12 protein-coding genes are annotated in these 14,047 nt (G+C 68.4%); 4 read left to right on the forward strand and 8 right to left on the reverse strand.

The features are described 5' to 3' along the window. The first annotated feature begins 5 nt into the window (after positions 1 to 5). A complete protein-coding gene (locus ACQI46_RS00280; protein WP_427091961.1) occupies positions 6 to 488 on the forward strand; it encodes a general stress protein in 483 nt (160 codons plus the stop codon). On the opposite strand, the gene ACQI46_RS00285 is transcribed toward ACQI46_RS00280, so the two are convergent. Further along, complete coding sequence (locus tag ACQI46_RS00285) at positions 470 to 1,093, reverse strand: class I SAM-dependent methyltransferase (protein WP_427091962.1); 624 nt, start codon at positions 1,091 to 1,093, stop codon at positions 470 to 472. The genes ACQI46_RS00280 and ACQI46_RS00285 overlap by 19 nt on opposite strands. A gap of 28 nt (positions 1,094 to 1,121) precedes the next feature. On the opposite strand from ACQI46_RS00285, the gene ACQI46_RS00290 reads away from it, so the two are divergent. After that, entirely contained in the window at positions 1,122 to 1,574 is a 453-nt protein-coding gene (locus ACQI46_RS00290; RefSeq protein WP_427091963.1) for a tRNA (cytidine(34)-2'-O)-methyltransferase, read from the forward strand. Between the two features lie 4 nt (positions 1,575 to 1,578). Here ACQI46_RS00290 and ACQI46_RS00295 read toward each other — a convergent pair whose 3' ends face one another. After that, the gene (locus tag ACQI46_RS00295) at positions 1,579 to 2,220 is read right to left on the reverse strand and encodes a nitroreductase family protein (RefSeq protein ID WP_427091964.1); all 642 of its coding nucleotides are present in this window, start codon (positions 2,218 to 2,220) and stop codon (positions 1,579 to 1,581) included. A 235-nt stretch (positions 2,221 to 2,455) separates the two neighbouring features. On the opposite strand from ACQI46_RS00295, the gene ACQI46_RS00300 reads away from it, so the two are divergent. Beyond that, the gene (locus tag ACQI46_RS00300) at positions 2,456 to 3,091 is read left to right on the forward strand and encodes an SOUL family heme-binding protein (protein WP_427092753.1); all 636 of its coding nucleotides are present in this window, start codon (positions 2,456 to 2,458) and stop codon (positions 3,089 to 3,091) included. 65 nt (positions 3,092 to 3,156) lie between these two features. Here the strand turns inward: ACQI46_RS00300 and ACQI46_RS00305 are convergent, their stop codons facing one another. Further along, a complete protein-coding gene (locus ACQI46_RS00305) occupies positions 3,157 to 6,450 on the reverse strand; it encodes an error-prone DNA polymerase (protein WP_427091965.1) in 3,294 nt (1,097 codons plus the stop codon). A 39-nt stretch (positions 6,451 to 6,489) separates the two neighbouring features. After that, positions 6,490 to 7,545 carry a diguanylate cyclase domain-containing protein gene (locus ACQI46_RS00310; protein ID WP_427091966.1) on the reverse strand — a complete coding sequence of 352 codons (1,056 nt, stop codon included), beginning with the start codon at positions 7,543 to 7,545 and terminating at the stop codon, positions 6,490 to 6,492. A 417-nt stretch (positions 7,546 to 7,962) separates the two neighbouring features. Between ACQI46_RS00310 and ACQI46_RS00315 the strand changes: the two genes are divergently transcribed. Further along, entirely contained in the window at positions 7,963 to 8,994 is a 1,032-nt protein-coding gene (locus ACQI46_RS00315) for a nucleoside hydrolase (RefSeq protein ID WP_427091967.1), read from the forward strand. Here ACQI46_RS00315 and ACQI46_RS00320 read toward each other — a convergent pair. The 4 genes from ACQI46_RS00320 to ACQI46_RS00335 form a co-directional block, all read right to left on the reverse strand. Next, positions 8,985 to 10,556 carry a DNA polymerase Y family protein gene (locus ACQI46_RS00320; protein ID WP_427091968.1) on the reverse strand — a complete coding sequence of 524 codons (1,572 nt, stop codon included), beginning with the start codon at positions 10,554 to 10,556 and terminating at the stop codon, positions 8,985 to 8,987. The two genes, ACQI46_RS00315 and ACQI46_RS00320, sit on opposite strands and share 10 nt — an antisense overlap. Positions 10,557 to 10,564: 8 nt before the next feature. Beyond that, complete coding sequence (locus ACQI46_RS00325) at positions 10,565 to 11,272, reverse strand: hypothetical protein (RefSeq protein ID WP_427091969.1); 708 nt, start codon at positions 11,270 to 11,272, stop codon at positions 10,565 to 10,567. 183 nt (positions 11,273 to 11,455) lie between these two features. Next, on the reverse strand, positions 11,456 to 13,015 hold the full coding sequence (gene guaA, locus ACQI46_RS00330; RefSeq protein ID WP_427091970.1) for a glutamine-hydrolyzing GMP synthase: 1,560 nt from the start codon (positions 13,013 to 13,015) through the stop codon (positions 11,456 to 11,458). 204 nt (positions 13,016 to 13,219) lie between these two features. Continuing rightward, on the reverse strand, positions 13,220 to 13,885 hold the full coding sequence (locus tag ACQI46_RS00335; protein ID WP_427092754.1) for a response regulator: 666 nt from the start codon (positions 13,883 to 13,885) through the stop codon (positions 13,220 to 13,222). Positions 13,886 to 14,047 lie beyond the last annotated feature (162 nt).

The raw sequence follows: 14,047 nt of genomic DNA on the forward strand, positions 1-14,047 counted from the left end.
TAGAAGTGACGAATCCGACTGGCCCGCACGCAGCTACCGGCGGCGGTGAAAGTGCGAGCCGCCGCGTCATCGCATCGTTCACCGAATACATCGACGCGCAGCGACTCGTCGACCGGATGTCCGACGACGGCTTCCCCGTGGAACACGTCCGGATCATCGGGGACGGTCTGCGCACCGTCGAACAGGTCACCGGGCGCATCAACAAGGGCCGGGCCGCGCTGGCCGGCGCCGCGAGCGGGGCGTGGTTCGGCTTGTTCGTCGGCCTGCTGCTGGCGATCTTCACGGTGGGTCCCGCGTGGATCGTGACGATTCTGGTGACGCTGGTGATCGGCACCTTCTGGGGTGCGGTGTTCGGCTTCGTCGCCCATCTGGCGACCGGCGGGCAGCGCGACTTCTCGAGCGTGCAGTCGCTGGAAGCCCAGCGGTACGACGTCTGCGTGTCGGCCGACTACGCGCAGCAGGCGCAGCGCTACGCCGTGACCGGCTGAGCGTTTCTCCGCAGCACCGCGACCAGGAAATCGGAGTCGTCTGCGAACGGCCGCAGATCCCACGTCGACAACAACAGATCAGGGATGAGCCCGGCGGCGTCGACGTCGTCGAAGAACTCCGAGAACGGGTAGTCGCGGCCCGCGCCGAACCCGATCACCGCACGTCCGTCGTCGGCCAGATGCGCGCCCAGGCGAGTCAACGCGGGCACCCGGGTGCTCGGCGCCAGGAACGTCATCACGTTGCCGGCCGAGACGATCACGTCGAACGGCTCGGGGATCCCGCGGGCCGGCAGATCCAGCTCGGCCAGATCCCCCACCAGCCACCGCGGTCCGGGGTGGTCCTGCTCGGCCGCCTCGATCAGCGCCGGGTCGACATCGACGCCGACCACGTCATGACCTTGGGCTGCCAGATAACCGCCGACTCGGCCCGGCCCACACCCGGCGTCGAGGATGCGCGCACCCCTCGGCACCATCGCGTCGACCAGCCGGGCCTCGCCGACCAGGTCAGCGCCGTCGCGAGCCATCGCGCGGAATCTCTCGATGTACCACTGCGAATGCCCCGGGTCGGCTTCTACCTTGCGCATCCAGTGGCTCTGCTCGACCATGCGAGCATTGTCCCCTGTGTTCAAGGTGATGTTCTATTCGCCTCGCATCGCACCCAATACGGGCAACGCGATCCGGATGGTGGCCGGTAGCGGATGCGAGCTCCATCTGGTCGAGCCGCTGGGCTTCGACCTGTCCGAGCCCAAGCTGCGCCGCGCCGGTCTGGATTACCACGACCTCGCATCGGTGTTCGTGCATCCGGACCTGCCGACCGCGTGGGCGGCCGTGACGCCGGCGCGGGTGTACGCCTTCACCGCGCACGCGACCACGTCGTTCGCCGACGTCGCCTACCAGCCGGGCGACGTGCTGCTGTTCGGTCCCGAACCCACCGGGCTCGACGCCGCGACGCTGGCCGACCCGCACGTCACCGCGCACGTTCGGATTCCGATGATCAGCGGACGGCGGTCACTGAACCTGTCCAACGCCGCGGCCGTCGCGGTCTACGAGGCGTGGCGCCAGCACGGGTTCGCCGGCGCGGTGTGAGAACTCACCAGCTGTCCCAGTGCGTCACCTGCTCGGCGGGCAGGCGCTTGGCCTTCTTGAAGTCGGTGCCCTTGGTGTAGGCGATCGGGAACAGGCCGGCCTGGCTGTACTTATCGAACGGGATGCCCAGGATCTCGGCGGCTTGCCGCTCCCCGTCGCCGAGCAAGTGCAGCGTCGTCCACGCCGAACCCAGACCGCGCGACCGCAAAGCCAGCATGAAGCTCCACACCGCCGGCAGCAGCGAGCCCCAGTAACCGGCGCTCTGACCCGACGGGGTCTCGGTGGGTTTGCCCTCCAGGCACGGGATCAGCAGCACCGGCACCTCGTGGAAGTGATCGGTGAGATAGCGCGCGGAGTCCTCGACACGGGGCCGCTGGTCGTCGCGCATGTCGCCGGTCTGCGGCTTCTCCAGATTCAGATACGGGGTGGCGTTCGTGCGGTAGATCTCGGCGAGCGCCTGCTTCTTCTGCGGGTCCTCGACGAAGACCCACTGCCAGCCCTGCTGGTTCGATCCCGTCGGCGCCTGCAGCGCGATGTCGAGGCATTCCATCAACACCTCACGCGGGACCGGTTTTTCCAGATCGAGCCGCTTGCGCACCGAACGGGTGGTGGTCAGGACTTCGTCGGCGGTCAGGTTCAGCGTCATTTTTTCGAGACTACCTGCGCTAGCTTGTTCGGCGAGCGCGCGTGTCTGCCGGACGCCACACCGGTCAAATGTGACATTTTGCGTACGTTCGCCGCTGGACGGAAAGCGTTCTGGTGCAGTCGATCTCGGCGAGAGCGCGCAAACTGCGCGTGCGGAACGGCGTGTCGACCAACAGACACGCGCTTTCGCGCAAACGGGGTGAGAAACGTCTGCCGCCGGGGTACCCGTCGGTGTGCTGAACATCAAAGAAGCTGTCTCGCAGGGACTCGAGTTCGCCGGGTCGGTCGTCGGGCTGCGATGGGGAACCGAAGAGCCGCGCTACACCGTGCTCGACACGGTCAACCGCGACGGCATCAAGATCGAGATTCGTCGCTATGCCGACCGCATCGCCGCAGAGACCGTCGTGGCCGCTGACGAGGACGCTGCCCGCAACATCGGTTTTCGTCGCCTGGCCAACTACATCTTCGGCGGCAACGACGGCGGACAAAAGATCGACATGACCGCACCGGTCACCCAGCGTTCGGGCCAGAAGATCGCGATGACCGCACCGGTCACCCAGCAGGGCGGCGACGGTCCGTCGACCATCCGCTTTTTCATGCCGTCGAAGTGGACGATGCAGACCCTGCCCGCGCCCGACGACGAGCGCGTGCAGTTGGTCGAGGTTCCCGGCGAGACCGTGGCGGTGCTCCGGTTCAGCGGGGACCGCAGTCCCGCGCAGGTGCGACGCCAGTCCGACCGGTTACGTGAGGCGCTGCGGGGCAGCGGCTACGAGATGGCCGGCGAGCCGATGTCGTGGTTCTACGATCCGCCTTTCACGCTGCCGTTCCGGCGCCGCAACGAGGTCGTCGTTCCGGTGACGAGCGCGCGCTGACGTCGGCGACACGCCGCGCGCGGACCCGCAGACACGCGCGCTCGCCGAAACAAGGCGACGGAACCTCAACGGAAGTCGCGGGACTTCGAGGCCACCCGCATCTTCAGCGGGCCCAGCCGGTCGGCGACCACCGTCACCGCCCCGGTGGCGTTCTGCACCACACCGCGCACCACCAAAGCCGACGCAGTCTGCGCCAGCTTGCGGTGTCGCGTCCACACCCCCGGCGTGCACAGCACGTTGACCATCCCCGTCTCGTCCTCGAGGTTGACGAACGTCACTCCCTGAGCAGTGGCCGGCCGCTGCCGGTGGGTCACCGCGCCGGCTACCAGCACCCGGGTGCCGTCGGGTACCGACAGCAGCTGATCGGCCGGGACCACCCCCAGGGCCGCCAGGTCCTCGCGCAGGAACTGCGTCGGGAAACGGTCCGGTGAGACCCCGGTGGCCCACACGTCGGCCACCGTCAACTCCAACTCGCTCATGCCGGGCAGCGCCGGGATATGCGACGAGCTGCCGACCCCGGGCAGCCGGTCCGGCCGCTCGGCGGCGGCCGCGCCCGCAGCCCACAACCCTTCCCGGCGGGTGATGTCGAAGCAGCCTAGTGCTCCCGCGGTGGCCAGCGCCTCGGTCTGCGGCACCGTCAGCTGCACCCGCCCGCTCAGATCGAGCAGAGACGTGAACTCCCCGTGGGCTTTTCGTTCCTCGACGAGCCGCTCGGCCAGATCGGCACCGATGTGACGGACACTGCCCAGACCGAGACGCACGTCCAATCCGTGGTTCTCCAAGGTGGCGTAGGCCAGGCTGGCATTGACATCAGGACCGTGCACGGTCACGCCGTGGCGGCGCGCGTCGGCCACCAGCGACTGCGGGGAGTAGAACCCCATGGGCTGCGCCCGCAGCAGCGCCGCGCAGAATGCCGCCGGGTGATGCAGCTTGAACCACGACGAATAGAACACCAGCGACGCGAAGCTCAGCGAATGACTCTCCGGGAACCCGAAATTCGCGAAGGCCTCCAACTTTTCGTAGATCCGTTCGGCCACCTCGCCGGTGATGCCGTGCAGGTCGCGCATCCCCTCGAAGAACCGGTCGCGCAGCCGGCGCATCTTCTCCGTCGACCGCTTCGACCCCATCGCCCGCCGCAGCTGATCGGCCTCGACCGCGGAGAACCCCGCACAGTCGACCGCGACCTGCATCAGCTGTTCCTGAAACAGCGGGACCCCCAACGTCTTCCGTAGCGCCGGCTCCATCGACGGATGCTCGTAGGTGACGGCCTCCTCACCGTTGCGGCGCTTGATGTACGGGTGCACCGAGCCGCCCTGGATCGGCCCGGGGCGGATCAACGCGACCTCGACCACCAGGTCGTAGAACACCCGCGGCTTCAGCCGGGGCAGCGTGGCCATCTGCGCACGTGACTCCACTTGGAACACCCCGACCGAATCCGCGCGCTGCAGCATCTCGTACACCGCGGGTTCGGACAGGTCCAGTTTCGCCAGATCCACCTCGATGCCCTTGTGCTCACGCACCAGGTCGATGGCGTAGTGCAACGCCGAGAGCATGCCCAGGCCCAGCATGTCGAACTTCACCAAACCGATTGCCGCGCAGTCGTCTTTGTCCCACTGCAGCACGCTGCGATTCTCCATGCGCGCCCACTCGACCGGGCACACGTCGGCAATCGGACGGTCACAGATCACCATCCCGCCGGAATGAATACCCATGTGTCGGGGCAGATTCGAAATCTGCTGGGCCAGCTCGACGACCTGCTCGGGAATGCCTTCGGTATGGGTCTCGTCGGTCAGCCGTCCCCATTGGCTGAACTGCTTGCTCCACGCGTCCTGCTGCCCTTGGGAATAGCCCAGCGCGCGGGCCATGTCACGCACCGCGCTGCGGCCACGGTAGGTGATCACGTTGGCCACCTGCGCGGCGTACTCGCGGCCGTAGCGCCGGTAGACGTACTGGATGGCCTCCTCGCGCAGGTCGGATTCGATGTCGATGTCGATGTCGGGTGGGCCGTCGCGGGCCGGAGACAGGAACCGCTCGAACAGCAGCTCGTTGGCCACCGGGTCGACGTTGGTGACCTTCAGCGCATAACAGACCGCGGAGTTCGCCGCCGACCCTCGCCCCTGCGACAAGATGTTGTGCTCCCGGCAGAACCGGGTGATGTCGTGCACCACCAGGAAGTAACCCGGGAAATTCAACTGTTCGATGATCCGCAGCTCATGCTCGATCTGCGCGTACGCGCGGGGTGCGTGCGCGGGCGGGCCGTAGCGTTCCCGCGCGCCGGTCATCACCAGATGTCGCAGCCAGCTGTTCTCGGTGTGGCCTGCGGGCACGTCGAACGGCGGCAGCTGCGGGGCGATCAGAGACAGCGCGAACGCGCACTGCTCTCCGAGTTCGGCCGCCGCGGTCACCGCCTGTGGACAGTGGGCGAACAGCCGCGCCATCTCGTCTCCGGAGCGCAGATGCGAACCCCCCAGCGGGGCGAGGTGACCCGCGGCCTCGTCCATCGAGTTGCGTGCCCGGATCGCCGCCATCGCCATGGCCAGCCGTCCGCGGCTCGGCTCGGCGAAGTGCGCGGCGGTGGTGGCCACCACGTCCAGCCCGAACCGGGGCGCCAACGCCGCCAAGACGGCGTTGCGTTCGTCGTCGAGCGGATGACCGTGACGGGTGAGCTCGACGGTGACGCGGTCGCGGCCGAACCGGTCCACCAGGTCGGCCAGCGCCTTCTCGGCTGCGTCCGGACCACCCTGGACCAGCGCTTGGCGGACGTGCCCCTTGCGGCACCCGGTGAGGATCTGCCAATGACCGTCAGCCGCTTCGGTCAGCGCGTCGTAGTCGTAGCGCAGCACCCCCTTCTCGCCGCCGGCCAGGTGCGCCGTCGCCAGCTGCCGCGACAACCGCCGATAACCTTCCGGGCCACGGGCGAGCACCAGCAGATGCGGCCCCGGCGGGTCGGGCTCCTCGGTGCGGCTGCCTCCGCCCAGCGACAGCTCGGCGCCGAAGACCGTGGCCATGTCGAGCTCGCGGGCGGCCTCGGCGAACCGCACCACGCCGTAGAGACCGTCGTGGTCGGTCAGGGCGATGGCCCTCAAGCCCAGCCGCGCGGCTTCCTCCACCAGCTCCTCCGGGGTGCTGGCACCGTCGAGGAAGCTGTAGGCCGAGTGGGCGTGCAGTTCGGCGTACGGCACCGTCGAGCCTTGCCGGGGCCCCTCCACCGGTTCATACCGGCCGCGCTTACGTGACCAGGCGGGACTGTCCCCGCCGTCACCGATCTGCTGGTCTATCGGCCAACCGGCCCGGCGTGGCTTGCCCGTCAGCACCCGTTCCATCTCGGTCCAGCTCGGCGGACCCGTGTGCCAACTCACCCGCCCAGAATATCGAACAGATGTTCGACAAGGGAAGCGTCAGGCGCTGCGGTCCTCATCCGGCCAGCCACCCGAGCCGCCGTCGTCATCGCCGCCACCGTCGCCGTCCTCGAGCTTCGGCCGCAGCACGTAACGCACCTGATTGCCGCCTGCCATGCGCGCCTGCTCGATGGCCTGATGGGCGATGCCGATGAGCTTGTCGAGCACCTCGTCCGGCGGCTCGGCGGCCAGCGGCGGCAGCGGCGTGCACACCACGCCGATGCTGGCGGTCAGCTTCTGCGGGGTCGCCGAGATCGCGCCGCGGATCCGCTCGACCAGCGGCGACGCGTCAGCGGTGGTGAACGAGTCGGCAACCAGGAAGTCGTCGTCGGAGACGTGAGCGACGATCGCGTTGTGGCGCACCGTCTCGCGCAGCGCCTGCCCGACCGCCACCCGCGCCCGATTACCGCCTCGCGAGCCGGACAGACCCAGCAACAGCGAGAAGCTGTCGATGTTGACCGCCACCACGACCAGATATTTGTCGTCACTGCGGCTGCGGGAGGCCAGCAGGGTGGCGACGTCCCGATAGAACGCGTCGCGATGCCGCAGCCCGGTGAGCTGTTCGATGTCGGCATGATCGGCGTCGGGTTCGACCAACCTGACCACGATCCGGAACGAGTAGGCAACGAAGATGTTGACCGAGATGACGACCAGCGCCGAGGTCACCGCCAGCGCCACATTGTCCTCGGCGACACGCGGGAACAACACCACGGTCAAAACCCCGAGAACCAGCCACGCCAACGCCAGCAGCCGCGCGGTGTGAAAACACACCACGTACACGCTGATCAACACGAACAGCATCAGGCTCAGGAAGCCGAACAGCGGGTCGAGAACGGACACCGCGATCACCGTGACGACACCGCACCCCACGGCCGCACACATCAATGACTGCACGCGGGTGGGCCAGCGATCTCGCAGCCATATTCCGGCGATCACCAGTGCGGCGACAGCCATCACGCCCGAGACGACCTTCACCGGCACACTCTGCGAAGCCTGACCGCTGTAGCACAGCGCGATCGGCACCAGACCGAACACCGCGAGGGCAGCAGCGATCAACCGACTGGCTCTGGTCTGCATTCCCCGGGCGGCCAGGGCCGCAGTAAACCAGTAATACTGATCGGCACGCCAAAGCTCTGGCCGGACAATATCGGCCACCGATTCCCGCAAACGATCCATAGCCCGCCTACCCCCGGTCAACATATATGCAGGCCGGTTAAAACGCCCCCCATTCAGCGGAACGTTACCAGGCCAGCAAAGAACTTCTTTGCAGTTCAGGCGACGAAATCGGCTTTCCCGAGGTCGCGGCCCGACCGCGGTGCACCAGATCCGCCGCCGCAGTTGACCTGTCTCCGACGAAACATGAAGCATGTCTGGAATGCGCTATGTCGTGACCGGCGGTACAGGCTTCACCGGCCGGCGTCTGGTCTCCCGCCCCCTCAAAAAGATGGTGCGACTACTGCCCGGCGTGCACTGGTGAGCCCGCGGCACCCGGTGTTCGTCGACGTCGACACCGGCGTCGACGACGCGATGGCGCTGGTGTACCTGTTCGCCAGTCCGGAGGCCGACGTGGTGGGAATCGCCTCGACCGCGGGAAACGTGGGAGTGCACCAGGTGTGCGAGAACAACCTGGGGCTGCTGCAGCTGTGCGGGGTGACCGGGGTGCCGGTGTCGAAGGGCTCGGAGATCCCGTTGAGCACGCCGTTGCGGACCGCCGAGGACACCCACGGTCCACAAGGGCTCGGATACGCCCGCCTGCCCGTCCCGACCGCCGAGGTGACGTCGTACGACGCGGCGCAGGCGTGGGTGCGGGCGGCGCGCGCGTATCCCGGCGAGCTGATCGCGGTGGCGACCGGGCCGTTGACCAACCTCGCCCTGGCGTTGCGCGTCGAGCCGGAATTGCCCCGGCTGATCAAGCGTCTGGTGATCATGGGCGGCGCGTTCGACTACCGCGGCAACACCACCCCGGTGGCCGAATGGAACATCAGCGTCGACCCCGAAGCCGCCGCCGAGGTGTTCGCCGGCTTCTCCGATACCGATGAGCCGCCGATCGTGTTGGGCCTCAACCTGACCGAGAACGTCATGATGACCCCGGAGCTGATGAGCGCGCTGGCCGCCGCGGCCGGAGCGTCCTCGTCGCCGATGTCCGAGCACGACGAGCGGGGCACCCTGTCGACGGCGTCGCACCCGTTGATCCGGGTGCTCGAGGACGCGATGCGGTTCTACTTCGAGTTCCACCACGATTGCGGCGAAGGCTTTCTGGCGCACCTGCACGACCCGCTGGCCGCGGCGGTGGCATTGGACCCGGACCTGGTGACCTGCCGCGCCGCACCGGTGGACGTCGAGTTGACCGGCACCCTGACGCGCGGCATGACGATCGCCGACTGGAGCCGGCGCTGGGGCCGAAATCCCAACGCGCTCATCGGGGTCGCCGTCGACCCGAAGGCGTTCTTCGACCGGTTCATCGCGCGGGTGGGCGCGTTCGCGGCGCAGCTGCCTCACTCGTAGACCCCCTCGAGGTACCAGCTGCGCTGCCGGTAACACAGCAGCAGCGCCTGCGGCGGATCGGCGCCGACGAGGACCTGCGCCCGGACCGCTCTGCCACTTTTGGTCTGGGACGGATCCCACCAGCGCTCGTCGACCGGCCACGGACCCGCCCACCAGGAGACTCGGCCCGAACGGCCCGGCGCGGCCAACCGGAACGGGTCCGCGGAGAACAACCCCCGCGCGGTGACCCGGACCGGTGACCCCTCGGCGTCGAAGACCTCGATCGGGTCGTCGAGCAGCACCGTCGGGGACGGTTCGGGAAGCTGACCCGGCCACGGCTGGCGCGGATCAGCTTGGGGCACAACCTCGTCGCCCAGCGCGGTGAAGGTGATGCGCTCGGCGGGACTGCGGCCGCCGCTGAGCACCGGCACCCGCACGGCGTCCGGCCCGAGCAGACCCTGAACCCGGACCAGCGCCCGCCGGGCCCGCAGGCGGTCCTCTTCCCCGACCCCACCCCACAGCGGCAGCTGCAGCGCCTCGGCGGACACCACCTCCACCGGCCGCAGCCGCAGCACCGTGATCGGTGCGCCGGGACGGTCCTGCGGGTGCCGGCGATTCAGCCAGCCGTCGAGCTGCCAGCGCACCCGGTCGGCGGTGGCATCCTCGGTCAGCGGCTCAGCGCACCGCCACACCCGTTCCAGCTCCTGACCGTTGGCGGTGACGGCGTGGATGGCCAGACGGGTGCAGCCCACCCCGGCCGAGGCCAGGCTGCGGTGCAGCGTGCCCGCCAACGATCGTCCGGCGAACGCCGCCGCGTCCACCCGGTCGATGGGTGGGTCGCACTCCAGCACCGCGTCGAGATCCGCCTCCGGTTCCCGTCCCGACGGACCTCGGGCCGACTCGCCGCAGGCCACCCGGTGCGCGGTCACCGCATCGGCGCCGAATCGGGAGGCGACATCGCTTCGGGACAGCGCGGCGAACTGTCCCAGCGTCTGGATTCCCATGCGCCACAACAGGTCCGTCAGCTCTTCGCGGGAGGGCGACGACAGGCTGGGCTCTGCGGACAGTTGCCGGATCGACAACGGCGCCAGGAACTCCGCGTCGGCGCCGGCGGTGATGATCCGGCCGGCGCGGGCGGCGAACACCGCCGTGGGCAGTTGATCGGCGATACCGACCTGACATTCGGTACCGGCTGCGGCGACCGCGTCGACCAGACGTTCGGCGGCAGCCTGCTCGGAACCGAAGTACCGGGCCGCGCCACGCACCGCCAGCACCAACAGGCCGGGACGCAGCACCTCGGCGCGCGGGACCAACTCGTCGACCGCTGCGGTGACCCGCTCGAAGTGCCGAGCGTCGCGGGTGTGGTCGGCGGTGACCACGTGCAGCTCCGGGCATCGGGCCTGCGCCTCCCGTCGGCGCAACCCGCGGCGGACCCCCGACCCGCGCGCGGCCGCCGAGCAGGCGATGACGCGGTTGGCCAACGTGACTGCCACCGGGACGGTTGGTGCAAGCTCCGCGGCGGCCGCTGCCGCGACTGCCGGCCAGTCCATGCACCACAGCGCAAGGACCCTGCTCTGCGCCATCGGCCCGCTCAGCTGCCCACGGCGCGGGCCGGACCCGCGAGCCGTCCCCGCGCGCGCGTCGCCAACCGCACCCGGCTGATCCGTCCGCATCCGGGAATGGGCTGCTCACCCCGCCCGCCGGTGATCTCGTAACCGCTGACCCGGGCCTCCAGGCGAGTCGACGCTCCCTGCCAGTCCCCGTCGGTGACCAGCAGCGTGCAGCCGCGCTGACGGGCGCGCGCCACCAACGCCCGGGCCCGAGTGGCCGGCACGCACCGGCCGCCGAGTCCCAGCACCACCAGGTCCATGCCGTCCATCAGCACGGCGGCCACCTCGAGCGGGTCGGCCCCGGGCTCCGGGATCACCGCGATCCGGCTGAGATCGGCCCCCATCTCGACCGCGGCCAGTAACCCGACGTCGGGTTGCCCGATGATCGCCACATGGCCACCGGACGCGGTGACCGCGGCCACCATGCCCAACTGCAGGGAGCGGGCGCCCGACACGACCGCCACCGTGCCGCGCGGCAACGAGGCCGGAAGTACCTCAGCCAGCGGATCAGGCAGCGATTCAGGGGTAGCCAGCAAAGAATCCGACGGGTGCGTCGGGTCTACCGGCGGGACGGCAGGCCGGCGACTGACCCCCATCCTGCCGGACACCGAGGCCATCTGCTTACGGAGCTGTTCGACCTGCTCAGCGCGTTTGATCGGACAGCGGTTCAGCGCTTTTGCAGCAGTCACAGCAGCACCTTTCACCTCATCCGAATCACTGGTTATCGAAAGTTTGTTCGATGAGGCCAGTAAACACCGGCCCTCCGACAATCGTCAACCGGATCGTGGTCAGGTTCCGCAGAACAGCACTCCGGGCTGCGATCGACGCTCGATCACAGCCCGGAGCTCACACTCAACGCGAACGGTGTCGCGCTACTCCCATTCGATGGTGCCCGGCGGCTTGCTGGTGATGTCGAGCACGACGCGGTTGACCTCACGCACCTCGTTGGTGATCCGCGTCGAAATGCGTTCGAGCACCTCGTAGGGCACCCGGGTCCAGTCGGCGGTCATCGCATCCTCGCTGGAGACCGGGCGCAGCACGATCGGATGGCCGTAGGTCCGTCCGTCGCCCTGTACGCCCACCGAGCGGACGTCGGCGAGCAGCACCACCGGGCACTGCCAGATCTGGTGGTCCAAGCCCGCAGAGGTCAGTTCCTCGCGCGCGATGGCATCGGCGCGGCGCAGCGTGTCCAACCGTTCGGCGGTGACTTCACCGACGATGCGGATCCCCAGACCCGGGCCCGGGAAAGGCTGGCGCCCAACGATTTCCTCGGGCAGCCCCAACTCGCGTCCGACTGCTCGCACCTCGTCTTTGAACAGCAGGCGCAGCGGCTCGACGAGTTTGAACTTCAGGTCCGCGGGCAGACCGCCGACGTTGTGGTGGCTCTTGATGTTCGCGGCACCCGAGCCGCCACCGGATTCGACGACGTCGGGGTACAGCGTGCCCTGCACCAGGAACTCGACGTCACCGTCGGTGTGCCCCAGCGCATGCCGCACCGCGCCTTCGAATGCGCGAATGAACTCGCGGCCGATGATCTTGCGCTTGCCTTCGGGATTGGTCACGCCCGACAGCGCTTCGAGAAAGCGGTCGGAGACGTCGACGGTGACCAGATTCGCTCCGGTCGCGGCGACGAAGTCGCGCTGCACCTGCGCCCGCTCCCCGGCCCGCAGCAGTCCGTGATCGACGAACACACACGTCAACCGGTCCCCGATGGCCCGCTGCACCAACGCAGCAGCCACCGCCGAGTCGACCCCGCCCGACAGTCCGCAGATGGCGCGGCCGCCCCCGATCTGGGCGCGCACCTGCTCGATGAGCGCATCGGCGATGTTGGCCGGCGTCCACGTCGCGTCGATCCCGGCGAACTCGTGCAGGAACCGGCTCAGCACATGCTGGCCGTGCGGGCTGTGCATCACCTCGGGGTGATACTGCACCCCGGCCAGCCGCCGCTCGCGGTTCTCGAACGCCGCGACCGGCGCACCCGAACTGGTGGCCACCACGTCGAAACCCTGGGGCGCAGCGGTCACCGCGTCGCCGTGGCTCATCCACACCGGCTGAGTCTCGGGAAGGTCCGAATGCAGTTGCCCACCAGACACTTTGAGCTCAGTACGGCCGTACTCGCTGGTGCCGGTCTGCGCGACCGTGCCACCGAGCGCCTGCGCCATGGCCTGGAAGCCGTAGCAGATCCCGAACACCGGGACATCGAGCTCGAACAACGCCGGATCCAGTTGCGGCGCACCGTCGGCGTACACACTGGCCGGTCCGCCGGACAGGACGAGCGCACGCGGATTGCGTGCCTTGATCTCCTCGACCCCGGCGGTGTGCGGCACCACCTCGGAATAGACCCGCGCCTCACGAACACGACGGGCGATCAGCTGGGCGTATTGCGCCCCGAAGTCGACGACCAGGACGGGACGAGGGGTTGCAGCTTCCACCCGGCCAGTTTAGTGAGATGGCCGGGGCTGTGGTCACCGGTGCGCCCCATGCGACTGCCGGGTACCCATTCCGACCTCGACCGACCGTCACCCCCCAGAGACGGCTGACGCCACCGGTGACCACATCCCCCGACATTTCCCCCGTCCAAAACGGTAATGTCCGCCGACCCGGCACGTCTGTCGCCCAAACGTACGAAACACGACTCAGAGATCGTTGAGACTCAGAATTCCGTCCTCGATCGCCCGCGCCAGCAGTGCCGATTTCGTCGGTGCCGGCCGCCCCACACTCGCGTACTTGGCCCGGGCCCGCTGCAGGTGCGTGCGCACGGTCGTCGGCGCAATGAACAGCCGCTTGCCGACCAGTTCCTTGCTCTCGGTCTGAAACCACGCCACCAGGACCTGCTTCTCCCGCTCGGACAGTTTGATGCGGCCCAGCGTGCTGTCGTTCAGCAGCGCCTTGCCCATCCGCGGACCGACGTACGGCGTTCCCGCATGAGCGGCGTGCACGGCCTCGATCAGGTGCCGCTTGCCTTCGGATTTGACCAGGTAGGTGACCGCGCCCAGATCCAGGCAGGTGAGAATCACCTCGTCGGCGGTGATGTGGCTGTACACGATGACGCGTTCATCGTTGTCGGACAGTCTGCGCAGCGCTTCGAAATCCGGCCGGTTGCCCTCGATCTGCAGATCCAGCAGCACCACATCGGCCTCGACCGCACCGTCGGCACAGGCAGCGAAGTACTGGCCCGGTTCCAGATAACTGCCCACCATCTCGATCGGCGGATCGGCCTCCGCGCACCATGCCTGCACGCCAGCGTGCACGACATCGTGGTCGTCGATCATCGCGATACGGACCGCTCCCCCGTCGGACATCCCCCGCCCTTCCGAACCGACCGTCACCGACCCGGCTCCCCTAGCGGGTATTCAACCGCAGGAACTTTGCTTACGCGACAAAAACCCGCCAGTACAGCAAAACGAGACCCACGTCTCGGCAAACTCGCTGAGATCCCTCCAGCCAACGTTGTATTGCTACGT

This window comes from Mycobacterium sp. SMC-4 (genome assembly GCF_050205565.1).
In the GTDB taxonomy this organism is placed as follows: Bacteria; Actinomycetota; Actinomycetes; order Mycobacteriales; family Mycobacteriaceae; genus Mycobacterium.

Excerpts from the sequence above, each read along its gene's own strand:
- ACQI46_RS00285 (WP_427091962.1), bottom strand. The coding sequence starts at position 1,093 with ATGGTCGAGCAGAGCCACTGGATGCGCAAGGTAGAAGCCGACCCGGGG.
- ACQI46_RS00290 (WP_427091963.1), top strand. The coding sequence starts at position 1,122 with ATGTTCTATTCGCCTCGCATCGCACCCAATACGGGCAACGCGATCCGG.
- ACQI46_RS00295 (WP_427091964.1), bottom strand. The coding sequence starts at position 2,220 with ATGACGCTGAACCTGACCGCCGACGAAGTCCTGACCACCACCCGTTCG.
- ACQI46_RS00320 (WP_427091968.1), bottom strand. The coding sequence starts at position 10,556 with ATGGCGCAGAGCAGGGTCCTTGCGCTGTGGTGCATGGACTGGCCGGCA.
- ACQI46_RS00335 (WP_427092754.1), bottom strand. The coding sequence starts at position 13,885 with ATGTCCGACGGGGGAGCGGTCCGTATCGCGATGATCGACGACCACGAT.